The 15,478-nt window shown below is 72.7% G+C and carries 15 protein-coding genes; 8 read left to right on the top strand and 7 right to left on the bottom strand.

Translation table 11 applies throughout. The features are described from left to right. The first annotated feature begins 160 nt into the window (after nucleotides 1-160). Entirely contained in the window at nucleotides 161-2,665 is a 2,505-nt protein-coding gene (locus AFL01nite_RS03975) for an ATP-dependent Clp protease ATP-binding subunit (RefSeq protein WP_146825868.1), read from the top strand. A gap of 75 nt (nucleotides 2,666-2,740) precedes the next feature. Further along, nucleotides 2,741-3,325 carry a GrpB family protein gene (locus AFL01nite_RS03970; protein WP_222593386.1) on the top strand — a complete coding sequence of 195 codons (585 nt, stop codon included), beginning with the start codon at nucleotides 2,741-2,743 and terminating at the stop codon, nucleotides 3,323-3,325. On the opposite strand, the gene AFL01nite_RS03965 is transcribed toward AFL01nite_RS03970, so the two are convergent. Beyond that, nucleotides 3,309-4,196: an iron-sulfur binding domain-containing protein gene (locus AFL01nite_RS03965; protein WP_146825867.1), complete on the bottom strand. Its 888-nt coding sequence runs from the start codon at nucleotides 4,194-4,196 to the stop codon at nucleotides 3,309-3,311. The two genes, AFL01nite_RS03970 and AFL01nite_RS03965, sit on opposite strands and share 17 nt — an antisense overlap. Before the next feature lie 46 nt (nucleotides 4,197-4,242). On the opposite strand from AFL01nite_RS03965, the gene AFL01nite_RS03960 reads away from it, so the two are divergent. Continuing rightward, entirely contained in the window at nucleotides 4,243-4,992 is a 750-nt protein-coding gene (locus AFL01nite_RS03960; protein ID WP_146825866.1) for a hypothetical protein, read from the top strand. A gap of 8 nt (nucleotides 4,993-5,000) precedes the next feature. Here the strand turns inward: AFL01nite_RS03960 and disA are convergent, their stop codons facing one another. The 4 genes from disA to AFL01nite_RS03940 are packed head-to-tail and all read right to left on the bottom strand — an operon-like array spanning nucleotide 5,001 to nucleotide 8,914. Further along, nucleotides 5,001-6,062: a DNA integrity scanning diadenylate cyclase DisA gene (gene disA, locus AFL01nite_RS03955; protein WP_146825865.1), complete on the bottom strand. Its 1,062-nt coding sequence runs from the start codon at nucleotides 6,060-6,062 to the stop codon at nucleotides 5,001-5,003. Between the two features lie 41 nt (nucleotides 6,063-6,103). Further along, a complete protein-coding gene (radA, locus tag AFL01nite_RS03950; RefSeq protein WP_146825864.1) occupies nucleotides 6,104-7,453 on the bottom strand; it encodes a DNA repair protein RadA in 1,350 nt (449 codons plus the stop codon). A gap of 39 nt (nucleotides 7,454-7,492) precedes the next feature. Beyond that, nucleotides 7,493-8,131 carry a VOC family protein gene (locus AFL01nite_RS03945; protein WP_146825863.1) on the bottom strand — a complete coding sequence of 213 codons (639 nt, stop codon included), beginning with the start codon at nucleotides 8,129-8,131 and terminating at the stop codon, nucleotides 7,493-7,495. A gap of 36 nt (nucleotides 8,132-8,167) precedes the next feature. Further along, on the bottom strand, nucleotides 8,168-8,914 hold the full coding sequence (locus AFL01nite_RS03940) for a DUF3109 family protein (protein ID WP_146825862.1): 747 nt from the start codon (nucleotides 8,912-8,914) through the stop codon (nucleotides 8,168-8,170). A gap of 46 nt (nucleotides 8,915-8,960) precedes the next feature. Here AFL01nite_RS03940 and AFL01nite_RS03935 point away from each other — a divergent pair, with 46 nt between their 5' ends. The 3 genes from AFL01nite_RS03935 to AFL01nite_RS03925 are packed head-to-tail and all read left to right on the top strand — an operon-like array spanning nucleotide 8,961 to nucleotide 12,674. After that, nucleotides 8,961-10,937: an SGNH hydrolase domain-containing protein gene (locus AFL01nite_RS03935; RefSeq protein WP_146825861.1), complete on the top strand. Its 1,977-nt coding sequence runs from the start codon at nucleotides 8,961-8,963 to the stop codon at nucleotides 10,935-10,937. 5 nt (nucleotides 10,938-10,942) lie between these two features. Further along, nucleotides 10,943-11,854: a Ppx/GppA phosphatase family protein gene (locus AFL01nite_RS03930; protein ID WP_146825860.1), complete on the top strand. Its 912-nt coding sequence runs from the start codon at nucleotides 10,943-10,945 to the stop codon at nucleotides 11,852-11,854. A gap of 25 nt (nucleotides 11,855-11,879) precedes the next feature. Then, a complete protein-coding gene (locus AFL01nite_RS03925) occupies nucleotides 11,880-12,674 on the top strand; it encodes a sugar phosphate isomerase/epimerase family protein (protein WP_307724448.1) in 795 nt (264 codons plus the stop codon). Between the two features lie 14 nt (nucleotides 12,675-12,688). Here the strand turns inward: AFL01nite_RS03925 and AFL01nite_RS03920 are convergent, their stop codons facing one another. Continuing rightward, on the bottom strand, nucleotides 12,689-13,036 hold the full coding sequence (locus AFL01nite_RS03920; protein ID WP_146825859.1) for a VOC family protein: 348 nt from the start codon (nucleotides 13,034-13,036) through the stop codon (nucleotides 12,689-12,691). Then, nucleotides 13,033-13,983 (bottom strand): bile acid:sodium symporter family protein, encoded by a 951-nt coding sequence (locus tag AFL01nite_RS03915; protein WP_246119574.1) that lies wholly within the window; start codon nucleotides 13,981-13,983, stop codon nucleotides 13,033-13,035. Before AFL01nite_RS03915 ends, AFL01nite_RS03920 begins: the two co-directional genes overlap by 4 nt. An 89-nt stretch (nucleotides 13,984-14,072) precedes the next feature. Here AFL01nite_RS03915 and AFL01nite_RS03910 point away from each other — a divergent pair, with 89 nt between their 5' ends. Together AFL01nite_RS03910 and proC are read left to right on the top strand one after the other, a co-directional pair. Beyond that, nucleotides 14,073-14,630: an LOG family protein gene (locus AFL01nite_RS03910; RefSeq protein WP_146825858.1), complete on the top strand. Its 558-nt coding sequence runs from the start codon at nucleotides 14,073-14,075 to the stop codon at nucleotides 14,628-14,630. Nucleotides 14,631-14,694: 64 nt separating this feature from the next. After that, entirely contained in the window at nucleotides 14,695-15,477 is a 783-nt protein-coding gene (proC, locus tag AFL01nite_RS03905) for a pyrroline-5-carboxylate reductase (protein ID WP_146825857.1), read from the top strand. Nucleotide 15,478 lies beyond the last annotated feature (1 nt).

Raw genomic sequence — 15,478 nt, 5'->3', positions numbered from 1 at the left:
AGAGGTGCCGGCGGTCGCGCCGCGACCGCCGGCATTCCGCCGACAGCGAACAGCGGAAGGCCCCGCGGGCTGTGACGGTTGAGTTAAGCATCTGGACATGGCGAGGCGGGTCACGTGGAGCCGTCTATGCTGAAAAGACCAGTCCAGCAGAGGGGACGACATGTTCGAGAGATTCACTGACCGGGCCCGACGGGTTGTGGTGCTTGCGCAGGAGGAAGCGCGCATGCTCAGCCACAACTACATCGGCACCGAGCACATCCTGCTGGGCCTCATCCACGAGGGTGAAGGCGTTGCCGCGAAGGCTCTGGAGAGCCTCGACATCTCGCTCGAGGCCGTCCGCGGCCAGGTCGAGGACATCATCGGCCAGGGCCAGCAGGCTCCCAGCGGGCACATCCCGTTCACGCCGCGCGCCAAGAAGGTGCTCGAGCTGAGCCTGCGCGAGGCGCTGCAGCTGGGCCACACGTACATCGGCACCGAGCACATCCTGCTCGGCCTGATCCGCGAGGGCGAGGGCGTCGCCGCCCAGGTCCTCGTGAAGCTGGGCGCCGACCTCAACCGCGTCCGCCAGCAGGTCATCCAGCTGGTCAGCGGCTTCCAGGGCAAGGAGGCCGAGACCTCCGGGGCGTCCTCCGAGGCTCCCGCCGCCGCGTCCAGCGCCGTGCTCGACCAGTTCGGCCGCAACCTGACCCAGGCCGCCCGCGAGGGCAAGCTCGACCCGGTCATCGGTCGCGACGACGAGGCCGAGCGCGTCATGCAGACGCTCAGCCGCCGCACCAAGAACAACCCGGTCCTCGTGGGCGAGCCCGGCGTCGGCAAGACCGCCGTCGTCGAGTCGCTGGCGCAGGACATCGTCCGTGGCGACGTGCCCGAGACGCTCAAGGACAAGCAGATCTACACGCTTGACCTCGGTGCCCTCGTGGCCGGCTCGCGCTACCGCGGCGACTTCGAGGAGCGCCTGAAGAAGGTCCTCAAGGAGATCCGCACGCGCGGCGACATCATCTTGTTCATCGACGAGATCCACACCCTCGTCGGTGCGGGTGCCGCCGAGGGCGCGATCGACGCGGCCAGCATCCTCAAGCCGATGCTGGCGCGCGGCGAGCTGCAGACCATCGGCGCGACGACGCTCGACGAGTACCGCAAGCACTTCGAGAAGGATGCGGCCCTCAACCGCCGCTTCCAGCCCGTCCTGGTCAACGAGCCCTCCGTGGCCGACTCGGTCGAGATCCTCAAGGGCCTGCGCGATCGCTACGAGGCGCACCACCGCGTCTCGATCACCGACGACGCGCTGGTCGCGGCCGCCACCATGGCCGACCGGTACGTCAGCGACCGGTTCCTGCCGGACAAGGCGATCGACCTGATCGACGAGGCGGGCGCGCGACTGCGCATCCGTCGCGCCGCGGCTCCGCCGGAGTTCAAGGAGTTCGACGAGCAGATCGCCGACGTCCGCCGCCGCAAGGAGGGCGCGATCGACGCCCAGGACTTCGAGCTCGCCGCCAGCCTGCGCGACGAGGAGAAGAAGCTCATCGCCGCCAAGCACGAGCGTGAGCGCGCCTGGAAGTCCGGCGACCTCGACCAGGTCGCGGTCGTCGACGAGCACCTCATCGCCGAGGTCCTGGCCAAGGCGACCGGCATCCCGGTCGGCCAGCTCAGCGAGGAGGAGTCGAGCCGGCTCCTGCACATGGAGGACGAGCTGCACAAGCGCGTCATCGGTCAGGACCAGGCCATCAAGGCCCTGTCCCGCGCGATCCGCCGCGGCCGTGCCGGCCTGAAGGACCCCCGCCGTCCCGGTGGGTCGTTCATCTTCGCCGGGCCGTCGGGCGTGGGCAAGACGTGGCTGTCGAAGGCGTTGGCGAACTTCCTGTTCGGTGACGACGAGGCGCTCATCCAGCTCGACATGAGCGAGTACAGCGAGAAGCACACGGTCTCGCGACTGTTCGGCTCGCCTCCTGGCTACGTCGGCTACGAAGAGGGTGGCCAGCTCACCGAGAAGGTGCGCCGCAAGCCCTTCAGCGTGGTCCTGTTCGACGAGATCGAGAAGGCTCACCCGGACATCTTCAACTCGCTCCTGCAGATCCTCGAGGAGGGTCACCTCACCGACGGTCAGGGTCGCGTCGTCAACTTCAAGAACGCCGTGATCATCATGACCACCAACCTCGGTGCGCGTGAGATCTCCAAGGGCGTCAACCTGGGCTTCTCCCAGGCGGGCGACGTCGCCGGGACGTACGAGAAGATGAAGGAGCGCGTCGGGACGGAGCTCAAGCAGCACTTCCGTCCGGAGTTCCTGAACCGTGTCGACGAGGTCATCGTGTTCCCGCCGCTGACGCAGGACGAGATCCTGCAGATGGTCGACATGATGGTCGGCTCCCTCGAGGCCCGCCTGGCCGAGAAGGACATCGACATCGAGCTGACCACGGCGGCGAAGATCAAGCTGTCCGCGGACGGGTTCGACCCGGTGCTCGGCGCGCGTCCCCTGCGGCGCACGGTGCAGCGCGAGGTCGAGGACGTCCTGGCCGAGAAGCTCCTCTACGGCGAGGTGCGACCGGGCCAGATCATCCTGGTCGACGTGGTCGACGGTGAGTTCACGTTCACCGGCACGTCGAAGGCCGACCTCGAACTGCCCGAGGTGCCGCCCGCCGTCGAGGCTGGCGCCAGCAGCGACGACTGACGCATCACCACGCGAGGCCCGGGTCATCCGACCCGGGCCTTCGTGCGTCCCGGGCGCGATGGCTACGGTCGGACGGTGGACCGCGATCGACTGCTCGACTTCGAGGACGCGCCGGTGCCGTCGGGCGCGAGTCCGTGGGTGGAGGGGTTCGGCCCCGGCACCGACCTGACGATCGCCGAACACGATCCGCGCTGGGCGGCGGCCGCGGTACGGCTCTGTCGGCGCATCGGTGACGCCCTGGCGGGCGTGGCGGTGAGTGTCGAACACGTCGGATCCACGTCCGTGCCGGGTCTGCCGGCCAAGCCGATCATCGACGTGTCCGTGGTCGTGCCGGACGCCGACGCCGAGTCCAGCTACGTGCCCGCGCTCGAGGGCGAGGGTCTCGTCCTGGCGGTGCGCGAGCCGTGGTGGCAGGGACACCGGATGTTCCGCCACGCGGGCCCCCGCGCCAACGTGCACGTCTTCGGACCCGATGCCGCCGAGCCGGAGCGGATGCGCATCTTCCGCGACTGGCTGCGGACGCATCCCGACGACCGCGAGCGGTACGCCGTGGCGAAGCGTGCGGCCGCGGCCGGAGGCGGGCACATGCTGGAGTACAACGCCCGCAAGCAGCAGGTGCTGCGCGAGATCCTCGTGCGAGCGATCACGCAGGCAGGCTGAACCGGCCGTCGGGGGTGACGTCGAGGAGGCCGTCGTCGAGCAGGGAGTCGAGGCACCGCTCGCGCTGGGGTGCGTCCGTCCAGGCCGCGGCCATGAGCTCGGGCGCCACGGGCTCGTGGGCGTCGCGCACCACCGCCAGCAGGCGCCCCCGGCACTGCCGGTCGGTGCCGTGCCAGGCCTGGCCGCGCCGGGGCGGGCCGTCGTGCTCGGGGTAGCCCAGGGCCCGCCAGCGGCACAGGCCGGCCACCGGGCAGGCCTCGCAGCGCGGTGATCGCGCGGTGCAGACGAGCGCGCCGAGCTCCATCGTGGCGGCCGCCCACCGGGCGGCGGTCGGGTCGTCGTCGGGCAGCAGCGACGCCGCGACGTCGCGCTCGGCCCGCACCACGCCCGGCGCCGGGAACTGCACGCCCTCGACGACCCGGGCGAAGACACGGCGCACGTTCGTGTCGAGCACGACCGCCCGGCGCCCGTGGGCGAACGACGCGATCGCGGCGGCCGTGTAGTCGCCGACGCCCGGCAGCTCGAGCAGCTCGTCGTACGTGGCGGGCACGCGACCCTCGTGCCGCTCGACGATCGCGACGGCGGCCGCGTGCAGTCGCAAGGCGCGCCGGGGGTAGCCGAGCCGGCCCCACGCGCGCACCGCCTCGCCCGACGGCGAGGCCGCCAGGTCGGCCGGGGCCGGCCATCGCTCCAACCAGGCGTCGAACACCGGCAGGACCCGCGCGACGGGTGTCTGCTGCAGCATGAATTCCGAGACCATGACGCGCCACGGGGACGGCTCCTCACGCCACGGCAGCACCCGGCGGTGGGCGTCGAACCAGTCGAGGATGCGTCCGTGCAGCTCGGCGGGCGGGGGAGTGGGCGCAGGCATGGCGCGTCGATCCTTTCACGCCGTGACGGCCGGATAACGTGGACCGGTGAGCAACCGGCAGGTCGGACGGGACGTGTACTGGCGTCGACGCCTGATGCTCCTCGCCGTGGTGATCGCTCTCGTGTGGGGCGTCATGCAGCTGGTCGGCGTGGTCCGCGGCGACGACACGAGCGAGGCCGGCCCCGACGGTCCGACGCCGACGCCCTCGGCGGCCACCACCGCGCCGCCCACGACGCCACCGGCCGACCAGGTCGCGGTCGCGATCGAGACCGACGCGGCCGTCTGCAAGCCCGAGAACGTGCGTATCGTCCCCTCGGTCCCCGGAGGCCAGCTCGCCGGTGGGCCCGTGGACATCGACCTCATGCTGACCTCCCTCGACGGCACGGCGTGCACGTTCCGGCCCAGCGCCACGGAGCTGCTCGTCGTCGTCGACACCCAGCGTGCCCCGATCTACGACTCCTCGGTCTGCCGCGCGGCGTTCTTCGACCAGGCGGTCGCGATCCCGGCCGGCTGGAGCACCGTCGCGAGCGTCGAGTGGACGGGCCGCGGATCGGGCGCCGGCTGCAGCAGCAGCGAGGGCTTCGCGCCCCCGGGCACCTACGACCTGAAGATCGGCACGTACGGGGGCGAGCCGGGCGAGACCACGTTCAAGCTCGCGCGGCGGGCCCCCGAGACGCCCGAGACGACCGCCACGGCGGCTCCGAGGTCGAAGTCGACGCCGACCTCCGCCCCGAGCAAGAAGCCGTCGGCGAAGCCGACGAAGCCGAAGCCGAGCGCGAGCGCCACGCCGCGCTGACGCTGCCGTCAGACGTAGCGCTCGAGGATGCTGGACTCGGCCAGCCGTGACAGTCCGTCGCGCACGCCGCGAGCGCGCAGGTCGCCCACGCCCTCGACGGCCTGCAGGTCGTCGAGCGTCGCACCGAGCAGGCGCTGCAACGTGCCGAAGTGCGTGATCAGGCGCTCGACCACGGACGGGGGAAGGCGCGGGATGCGCGCCAGCAGGCGGTAGCCGTGCGGCGACACCGAGGCATCGAGGGAGTTGCTGTCGCCGATCTGCAGCGCCGACGCGACGGTGCCGAGGTCGAGCACCTCGGGCGACTCCAGCTCGGCCAGCGCGTCGAGCACCTTGTCGACCTGGCCGTCGGCGCCCGCGGGAAGGTAGTCGCGCACGACGAGGCTGCGCTCGGCGTCGACACCGCCGACGAGCTCGTTGAGCTGCAGCGAGAGCAGGCGGCCGTCGGACCCGAGCTCGAGCACGTAGGTTTCGATCTCGTCGGAGATCCGGCGCACCATCTCGAGCCGCTGGGCGACGGCGGTGACGTCGCGGACGGTGACGAGGTCCTCGACCTCGAGCGCCGACAGCGCGTCGGACACCTCGTCGAGGCGCGTGCGGTACCGCTCGAGGGTCTGCAGGGCCTGGTTGGCGCGGCTGACGACGGTGGTGGGCTCCTCCAGCACGTAGCGCTGCTCGCCCAGGTACAGGGCGATCATGTGCATCGAGGCCGACACGGAGATGACCGGGATGCCGCTCTGGCGGGCGACGCGCTCGGCGGTGCGGTGGCGGGTGCCGGACTCGGTCGTGGGGATCGACGGGTCGGGCATGAGGTGCACGGCGGCGCGCACGATCCGGGAGGCTGAGGAGTCGAGGATGATGGCGCCGTCCATCTTGGCCAGCTCGCGCAGTCCGGTGGCGGTGAAGGGCACGTCGAGGGCGAAGCCGCCGGTGGAGATCGAGTCGATGACGCGGTCGTGGCCGATGACGATCAGGGCGCCGGTGCGCCCACGCATGATCCGCTCCAGGCCCTCACGCAGCGCAGTTCCGGGCGCGACGGAAGTCAACGTCGCCCGCAGGTCCGGAACCGCCACGACATCCCCCGTTCTCGGCCATGGACGTGGTCGGCCTCATCCTAGGGCAGCGCCCGCAACGCAGCGGTCAGATCTCCTGTTCGGAGCACGTGGAGTCCGACACGGGACAGGTTCTCGCTGCCGCCCGGAACGATGGCGTGGGTGAAGCCGATGCGGGCGGCCTCGCGCAGGCGCGCCTCGAGCCCGCGCACCGGGCGCACCTCTCCGGCCAGGCCGACCTCGCCGAGGGCGACGAGGCCGCCGGGCAGCGGGGAGCCACCGGCGGCCGAGATGACCGCCAGCGCCACGGCCAGGTCGACGGCCGGCTCGTGCAGCCGGGCACCGCCGACCGAGGCCGTGTAGACGTCCTGGTTGCCCAGCGCGACGCCCGTCTTGCTGAGCACCGCGAGCAGCATGGCCACGCGCGAGGAGTCGAGACCGCTGGAGGAGCGGCGCGGCGACGGCGTGGTGGCCGCGACCGTGAGCGCCTGCACCTCGGCCAGCAGGGGGCGCCGGCCCTCCATCGTGACGGTGACGCACGTGCCGGGGACGGGGGACTCGTGCCGGGAGACGAACAGTCCCGTGGGGTCGGGCACCTCGACGATGCCGGCGTCGACGAGGTCGAAGCAGCCGATCTCGTCGACGGGCCCGAACCGGTTCTTGGTGGCGCGCAGCAGGCGCAGCCGGCTGGTGCGGTCGCCCTCGAACTGCAGGACGACGTCGACCAGGTGCTCGAGCACGCGCGGGCCCGCGACCGACCCGTCCTTCGTGACGTGACCGACGAGCAGGGTGGCAATGCCCTCGGCCTTGGCGCGGCCGATCACCGTGGCCGCGACCTCACGCACCTGGGTGACGCCGCCGGGCACGCCGTCGACCGACGACGAGCCGATCGTCTGGACGGAGTCGACGATCAGCAGGCTGGGCTTCACGGCGTCGATGTGGGTGAGCAGGCCGCCGAGGTCGGTCTCGGCCGCGAGGTACAGCTCGTCGGCGAGGGCTCCGGTGCGCTCGGCGCGCAGGCGCACCTGCGCGGCCGACTCCTCGCCAGAGACGTAGAGGGTGCGGCGGCCGGCCCGCGCCCACCGCGCCGCGACCTCGAGCAGCAGGGTGGACTTGCCGACGCCCGGCTCGCCCGCCATCAGCATCACGGCGCCGGCGACGACGCCCCCGCCGAGGACACGGTCGAGCTCGGGGATGCCCGAGCCGACGGCGGCGGCCTCGGTGGCCGTGACCTGCCCGATCGGGACGGCGGGGCTGGAGACGGGGGCGGGGGAGGTGCGGCCGCTGCGGGCACCGGTGCCGACCGCGTCGACGGTGCCCCACGCCTGGCACTCACCACACCGACCGACCCACTTGCCCGTGGTCCATCCGCACTCGGTGCAGGCGAAGGCGGACGCGGTCTTGGGCGGCATGGGGGCCAGCCTAGGTGGCGGGTCCGACAGGACGCGTCGTCAGATGCGGACGGTGCCGCTCGGGGTCTCGAACTCGGCGGCGAGGATGCCGGGAGCGCCGTTCGGGGCGACCCAGCGGACCTCGATGTCCTCCAGCGCACCGACGGCGGGCTCGCCCAGCCAGTCGGCGAGCCGCTCGGGGCTGCCGGCGATCTCCAGGCCCACGAGGGAGACCTCGGCCTCGGCCATCTGGGACGGGTGCTCCTCCGGCGGGACGTCCCACGTCATGACGAACGGCAGCTGCGGATCGGCCTTCATGCCGTGGATGCCGATCTGCTGCCAGGTCAGGTTGTACCCGTCCGGGCGGTGCCGGTTGCCGGGCACCGCGTGCCGGCCGAGGCGCTTCTCGACGGGGTCGATGTCGTCGACGGAGACGCACCAGCCCAGCCAGCCGCCGCCGAGCTCGGAGCGGGCCTTGACGGCCTGGCCGAAGGGGGCCTTGTCGGAGGCGGGGTGCTCCAGCGCCTCGACGACCTCCAGGTACTGGCGGTTCTTCAACGGCAGGATCATGTTGTTCGTGCCGAAGCGCGGGTGGACGCCGCCGGCGAGGAACACTGCGCCGAACTTCTCACTCAGCTCGCTCGTGGTCGCCATGAGGCCGGCCGGTCCGACGGCGAACGACAGGTGGTCGAGGTGCATACGGCATTGTTGCCCGTCGCGCGATCGGGCCGAACCTCAGGGTCGCCTACCGTCGGCGGGGTGCGGCACGGGCCGCCCCGCGCTCACGAACCGCTCGCAGTGGTCGACGAGCTCGAGGTACCCGGCCGCGCCCATGAGCTCGGTCAGTTCGGCGCGGTTCCCGATGTACACGGGATCGGCGGCCACGTGCGCGTCCGTGTTGGACGAGCAGTACCAGTCGAGGTCGGCGCCGCCGGGCCCCCAGCCGGCGCGCGTGTACTCGCCGATGCTGACCTCGGTGTACGTCGAGCCGTCCCCGGGGTCGACCTCGCGGAACGACCGGCGCAGCGGCAGCTGCCAGCAGACGTCGGGCTTCGTCGTGTGCGGCTCGATGCCGGTGGCCAGCGCGTGGGCGTGCAGGGCGCAGCCGTAGCCACCGGGGAAGTCGCGCGAGTTGTGGAAGATGCAGGCACCGTCGGCCACGCGGGTCTTCAGCTCGCCGTCGGCGTCCCGCTCGGTCCATCCGTCGCGGTGCCCGAGGTCGTGCAGCTCCCACTCGGTCGGGTCGAGTCGCTCCACGAACGCGGCGACGCGGGCGTGGTCGTCGGCGTCGCTGAAGTGGGCACCGAGCGTGCAGCACCCGGAGTCGGGCGCGGTCGCGTAGATGCCCGGGCAGCCGGCACCGAAGATGCAGGTCCAGCGCGAGGTGAGCCAGGTCAGGTCGCACCGGAAGACCTCGGTGGCGTCGTCGGGGTTCGCGAACTCCACGAAGGAGCGCGGGAATCCCAGGTCGACCTCAGCCACGGACACAGGGTAGGTCACGCCGCGCCCCCACGTAGGGTGGTCGACCGTGGTGGACGGGGGGCGGGTCGCGACCGGGTGGCGCACGATCCCAGGCGCCGCCCTCGCGCTGAGCGTCCTCGGACTGTCCTGGCCCGGACGCCTGCCCGGCGCGGACGTGGCCACCGAGATCCTCCTGGTCGCCGCCGGTGCACTGCTGGGGCACGCGCTGCTCGTGGAGCGAGATCGCCCGATCGGGCCGATCGTGGGTGCGGGCCTGCGCCTCCTCGTCCCACCCGCCCTGGCGCTCGTCGCCACGGCGCTGGTCGTTCAGCGATGGATCGACGTCCGCGCGTGGGAGCGGCAGCTCCGCGACGTCCGCGAGGCCGCCGTCGCGGCGACCACCGTCCGAGAGGTCGCTGCCGACTCGCCGGTCGCCGTGTTCTGGGTCGTCGCGCTGCTGGTGCAGTCGGCTGCGCTCGTCCTGCTGCTGCGCTGGGTCGCGGGCCGGCTGGCGAGCGGGCTCGGCCTCGTCGTGCTGGCGCTGTCGATCGCCTCGTTCTGCTGGTGGGCGCTCGACCCGGCGAGCCACCTCGGGGCGCGGTTCTGGCCGGTCGGCCTCGGTGTCCTGGTCGCGCTGGCGTTGGCGGCCCGACCCGAGGCGAGGGCAGGGCGTGGCTCCGCGCTCATCGCCTGGTGCGCGGCCGCCGCCGTGGCCGGCTTCGCGGTGCTCGGCTCCGGCGGGGTGCTGGCCACCGTGGTGGGTGCTGTGGTGGGCCTCGTCCTGGTCCTGAGCGGACCCGCGCCGGGCTCGCCCGCCACGCTGCCGGGTCCGCGCCTCGCGGGGTGGTTCGCGGTCGTCGCGTGGGCGAGCCTGTTCTGGGCGGGACCCGCCCTGCGACTGGCGCCCGAGGTGATCGGACGCGAGCTCGGCCTGCGCGACCGGGCGGTCCTGCTGCTCCTGGTGGGCGCGGTCGCCGTGGTGCTCGTGGGCGCCCTCGCCGCGGTCCGGGCCGTCGTCGACCACGTCGCCGCGTGGGCGGTCCTGGCAGCGGCGTCCGTGGCGGCCGCCGTGCTGGTGACCTCGCCCGGGCTGGACCGGCTCGAGGCGATCGAGGCCGACGTCGCCCGGGCCGAGGCCGCGGTCACCCGCGACCTGCCCGCGTGCTTCGGTGCCGTGGCGATCGCGTCGCGCGCCGAAGGACGCGCCTGCCGCAATCCCGAGCTCGACGGGGTGATCCGTCCCGGGCTCGATCGGGCCGGCGCGGACTTCGAGCCCTACCCGGACTGCTGGTCCGACCCGCGCCAGTACGAGCTCAAGGTCTGCGACCTCGGCGGGCCGGGCACGGGCCCGAAGGTCCTGGTGCTGGGCGACTCGCACGCGCGGGTGCTGCTCGGCGCGTTCCGGCGCCTCGCGGAGGCGGGCGTCGCGTCGGTGTCGGCCGCCGCCAAGGCCAGCTGCGGGTGGAGCACGCTGCCGCTGCGGGACAGCAAGGACCCGCTCCGCGGCCCGTACTGCGACCGGTGGCGCGCGGAGCTGACCACGTGGCTCGAGCGCCACGCGACGGACTACGACGTCATCGTCACCACGGCGTACAACGGCCGGATGAAGGGACCGAAGGACGCACAGGTGAGCGGACTCGTCGAGGCGTGGGAGCCCGCGCGCCGGGCCGGCGTCCCGGTCGTGGCGCTGCGGGACAACCCACGGCTCGCGGGGGACACGCTGGACTGCCTGAGGGACGTCGAGCCCGGGCGGTGGGCGGAGTGCGACGTGCCGCAGGACGAGGTGGTCCGCGAGTTCGACCCGTTCGAGCCGGCCGCCGAGCGAGCCGGCGGCGCGCACTTCGTCGACACCACCGGGTTCTTCTGCGTCGCCGGCACCTGCCCGGCGGTCATCGGCGGGGTGAACGTCTACCGCGACTACAACCACGTCTCGGCCACGTACGCCGGCACCCTCGCGCCGGTGCTCTACCGCGCGATCGCCCGGACGGGCGTGTTCGAGCCGCCGCGCTCCGCTGCGCGGGCGGCCTCCCCGATGTCACACTGACTCCCATGCGCATCGGCGTCCTCGACATCGGTTCCAACACGGGCCACCTGCTCATCGTCGACGCGTTCCGTGGCGGACCGCCGGTTCCGGCCCACTCGTTCAGCGAGCCGCTGCGACTGGCGGAGAACCTCGACGGGGACGGCCACCTGACCGACGAGGGCATCGACCGCCTGGTGAAGTACGTCGTGGAGGCGGGGTCGCAGGCCGAGGACAAGGGCGCCGAGCGCGTGCTCGCCTTCGCCACCTCGGCCGTCCGCGAGGCGGGCAACGCCGAGCAGGTGATCGCGCGGGTCGCGGAGGCCAGCGGCACCCGCCTGCAGATCCTCCCGGGCGAGGACGAGGCCCGGCTGACGTTCCTCGCGGTGCGTCGCTGGTTCGGCTGGTCCTCCGGCCGCCTCGGCGTCTTCGACATCGGCGGCGGGTCGCTCGAGCTGGGCGTGGGCTCGGACGAGACGCCCGAGACGGCCGTCTCGCTGCCGCTGGGCGCCGGACGGCTCACCCGCGAGTGGCTCGACCAGGGGATGAGCCACGACGAGGTGCGCCGCGAGGTGCGGCGCGAAATCGGCGCGGTCGCGGGCCCACTGCTCCGCGGCGGCGGCTTCGACCGCGCCGTGGCCACCAGCAAGACCTTCCGGTCGTTGGCGCGCATGTGCGGGTCCGCCCCGTCGGGCGAGGGACCGTACGTGCGGCGCCGGCTCGCCCACCGCGACCTGGTCGCCCTCGGGCAGCAGTTGCGCGGGGCGACCGACGAGCAGATCGCGGCGATGCCGGGCGTCTCGGTCCTGCGCGCGCACCAGATGCGGGCCGGCGCGATGGTGGCCGAGGCCACGATGGACCTCTTCGGGATCGAGGAGCTGGAGATCTGCCCGTGGGCGCTGCGCGAGGGCGTCCTGATCGAGTACCTGGACCACCTGTGACCGGTCACGTCCTAGGCTGGGAGGCGTGAGCGTGCGCTCGAGTCAACCGATGGTCTCGCTGTCGACGTCGTCGGTCTATCCCGATGGCACGGCGGCGGGCTTCGCGACGGCGGCTCGCCTCGGCTACGACGGGGTCGAGGTCATGGTCGGCCTCGACGACGTCAGCGCCGACACCACGGCCGTGAAGGCCCTGGCGAAGGCGCACGACATCCCCGTCGTCTCGATCCACGCCCCCTGCCTGCTCGTGACGCAGCGCGTGTGGGGCACCGATTCGTGGGGCAAGCTGCACCGCAGCGCCGAGATGGCGCTCGACGTGGGTGCCGACACCGTCGTGGTGCACCCGCCGTTCCGCTGGCAGCGCGAGTACGCCCGCGAGTTCGTCGAGGGCATCGCCCGGCTCGAGGACGAGTACGACGTGGCGTTCGCGGTGGAGAACATGTACCCCTGGCGCTCGGGCAAGCGCGAGTTCCAGGCCTACGCGCCCGGGTGGGACCCGCTGCCGTACGACTACGAGAACGTCACCGTCGACTTCTCGCACGCCGCCACCGCGCGCATCGACTCGCTCCAGCTCATCGAGGACCTCGGCGACCGGCTGGCGCACATCCACCTGACCGACGGGTCGGGGTCGATGAAGGACGAGCACCTGATCCCGGGTCGCGGTGCGCAGCAGTGCGACCGCATCCTCGGCCGGCTGGCCGACCTGGGCTTCACCGGGCACGTCGTCGTAGAGGTCAACACGCGCAAGGCGGCCGACCGCGACGCGGACCTGCTCGAGGCGCTGGCCTACGCGCGGCTGCACCTGGCACCCACGCCCGTCTGACGCGGCAGCGGGACTCAGGAACGCGGGGCGACGCAGAACTCGTTGCCGGCCGGGTCGGTCAGCGTGACCCACCGGAAGCTCTCGTCGCCGCGCTCGGCCACGAGGCCGGCACCCGCACCGCGCAGGCGCTCGACCTCGGCGTCCAGGTCGTCGGCGACCACGTCGAGGTGGAGCCGGTTCTTGCCCGGCGTGGGCTCGTCCACCTTCTGGAAGGCCAGCAGGGGCCCGCCGGGGACGGAGACGATGACGTACCAGCCCTCGTTCTCCTCGGTGATGGTGCCGCCGGTCTGCTCGGCCCACCAGGTGGCCAACGCCGTGGCGTCGGTCGTGTCGCACGTGATCATCGCGGGAGTGACAGTCATGAGGTCACGCTAGGGCCGTGCCCCGACAGTCTGGTGGCGATGAGCGAGCCGATCACCAGCTGGAGCTGGTGGTAGACCATGAGCGGCAGGATCATCAGCGGGAACGTGGTGGCCGAGAACAGCACGCTGGCCATCGGCAGGCCCGCGGCGAGCGACTTGTTCGTGCCGCAGAAGTAGATCGCCACCGCGGCGCCGCGGTCGAATCGCCGTCCCGCCAGCCAGCACAGCAGCGACGACGCCGCGAGCAGTCCGACGCACACGCCGGCGACGACCGCTCCGTCGCCCCAGTCGAGCACGTCCCACACGTCGGCGTTCGTCCCGCGGCTGAAGCCGGCGTAGACCACGAACAGCACCGTCGTCCGGTCGAAGCGGCGCAGGCCCACGTCGTGGCGCACCAGCCACGGTCGCAGCCAGCGCCGGGCCAGCTGCCCGACGACGAACGGCACGAGCAGCAGGCCGACGATGCGCAGGACCGACTCGGCGTCGACCCGGACGTCGCCGCCGAGGACGAGGGCCACCAGCAGGGGAGTGAGGAACACGCCCAGCAGGCTCGAGATCGAGGCGGCCACGACCGCGATCGCGCGGTCGCCGCCGGCGATCGACGTGAACGCCACGGAGGACTGCACGGTCGACGGCACCAGGCACACGAACACGAGCGCGGCCAGCAGCTGCTCCGAGACGATCGACGGCGCCAGCGGGGACAGCGCCAGGCCCATGAGGGGGAAGAGGACGAACGTGGCCCCCACGATCACCAGGTGGACCCGCCAGACCTTCAGCCCGTGCACGACCTCGGCGGTCGACAGGCGCGCGCCGTAGAGGAAGAAGAGGGCGACGATGCCGACCTGCACCAGGACCGAGACGACCTCCAGGACGGTGCCCTGGGCCGGCAGCACGATGCCCAGCCCGGCGAGGGCCAGGATCATGACGACGAACGGGTCGATGCGCACCGGGCCACGATAGGCCGCTTCGACGCCCCGTCACGTGACGGTCACCCCCCTGTCGCGCGTTCGTCTCCCCACGCTGGCACGGTGGACCCATGAGCGAGACAGCGATCCGCGCCGTGTGCCTGTTCTGCGGCGCTCGTGACGGGGCGCAGCCCGAGTACGTCCAGGCCGCCCGGGAGCTCGGCGCCGGCCTCGCGCGGGCCGGGGTCGACCTGGTCTTCGGCGGTGGCGGCATCGGCATCATGGGCGCGGCCTCCGAGGCCGCCCGCGCCGGGGGCGGACGCGTGGTGGGCGTCATCCCGCAGCTGCTGCTGCAGCGCGAGGGCGGCCGCAGCGACGAGCCGGACACGCACGTCGTCGACACCATGCACGAGCGCAAGGCCCTCATGCACGAGCTCTCCGACGCCTTCGTCGTCCTGCCCGGCGGCCTCGGCACGTACGAGGAGTTCTTCGAGATCCTCACGTGGCGCCAGCTGGGCTTCCACGACAAGCCGATCGTCGTCGTCGACGTGGCCGGGTACTTCGCTCCGCTGCGCGCACTCGTCGCCCACGGCGCCGCCGAGGGATTCGTCGGCCACCGCGACGAGGAGCTGTTCACGATCGTCGAGTCCGTCGAGGAGGCGCTGGCGTCCCTGGGCGTCACGGCCTGAGCGTTCTCGCCCGCATTCTCGGGTCGGGGCCCCCGTGCCGCCGGCGGCAACTACGCTCGACCCCATGAGGATCGCGGTCGTCGGTGGCGGCGTCATGGGTGGCACGTTGGTCGAGGCGATGGCGCGAGCCGGTCACGACGACGTCGTCGTGATCGAGCGCAGCCCCGAGCGGCGCGCCGAGCTCGAGCAGTCCGGCCATGCCACGGCCGCCGAGATCGACGCGGTCGCCGGTGCCGACACGGTGCTGCTGGTCGTGAAGCCGCAGGACGTGGCGACGGTGCTGCCGGCCCTCGCCGCCGTGGTCGAGCCCGACGCCACCGTGGTCTCGCTCGCCGCCGGCGTGCGGACGGCCACCATCGAGGCGGCGCTGCCCGGGACCGTGGCGGTCGTGCGCGCCATGCCGAACACTCCCGCCGTCATCGGCCGCGGGATGTTCGGGGTCTCGGCCGGCAGCCGCGTGCCCGCCGACCGGCTCGACGCCGTGGTCGCGCTGCTCGCGGCCGGTGGCGAGGTCGTGGTCGTCGACGAGTCGCATCAGGACGCGGTCACCGCCGTGTCGGGCTCCGGGCCCGCCTATCTGTTCCACCTCGCCGAGCACATGATCGCCGCCGGCGTCGAGGCCGGGCTCGACCCCGAGGCCGCCCGCACCCTCACCGTGCAGACGCTGGTCGGCTCCGCCGAGCTGCTGGCCGGGTCCGACGACGCGCCGGAGGAGCTGCGCCGGCGCGTGACCTCGCCGAACGGCACCACCCACGCCGCGATCACCGCGTTCGACGAGCACGGTGTCGGCGAGGGGATCCGCGCCGGCGTTCGCGCCGCGATCGCCCGCTCCGCGGAACTAGGCTGAC

The sequence above is a fragment of the Aeromicrobium flavum genome (genome assembly GCF_007992115.1).
Classification (GTDB): domain Bacteria; phylum Actinomycetota; class Actinomycetes; order Propionibacteriales; family Nocardioidaceae; genus Aeromicrobium; species Aeromicrobium flavum.
This window is presented reverse-complemented; position numbering and strand designations above follow the sequence as displayed.

Bases quoted from the DNA above. Each gene is read 5' to 3' on its own strand.
- proC (WP_146825857.1), top strand. From the start codon at position 14,695: ATGAGGATCGCGGTCGTCGGTGGCGGCGTCATGGGTGGCACGTTGGTC.
- AFL01nite_RS03930 (WP_146825860.1), top strand. From the start codon at position 10,943: ATGCGCATCGGCGTCCTCGACATCGGTTCCAACACGGGCCACCTGCTC.
- AFL01nite_RS03965 (WP_146825867.1), bottom strand. From the start codon at position 4,196: ATGCCTGCGCCCACTCCCCCGCCCGCCGAGCTGCACGGACGCATCCTC.
- AFL01nite_RS03945 (WP_146825863.1), bottom strand. From the start codon at position 8,131: ATGCACCTCGACCACCTGTCGTTCGCCGTCGGACCGGCCGGCCTCATG.
- radA (WP_146825864.1), bottom strand. From the start codon at position 7,453: ATGCCGCCCAAGACCGCGTCCGCCTTCGCCTGCACCGAGTGCGGATGG.
- AFL01nite_RS03910 (WP_146825858.1), top strand. From the start codon at position 14,073: ATGAGCGAGACAGCGATCCGCGCCGTGTGCCTGTTCTGCGGCGCTCGT.
- AFL01nite_RS03920 (WP_146825859.1), bottom strand. From the start codon at position 13,036: ATGACTGTCACTCCCGCGATGATCACGTGCGACACGACCGACGCCACG.
- AFL01nite_RS03975 (WP_146825868.1), top strand. From the start codon at position 161: ATGTTCGAGAGATTCACTGACCGGGCCCGACGGGTTGTGGTGCTTGCG.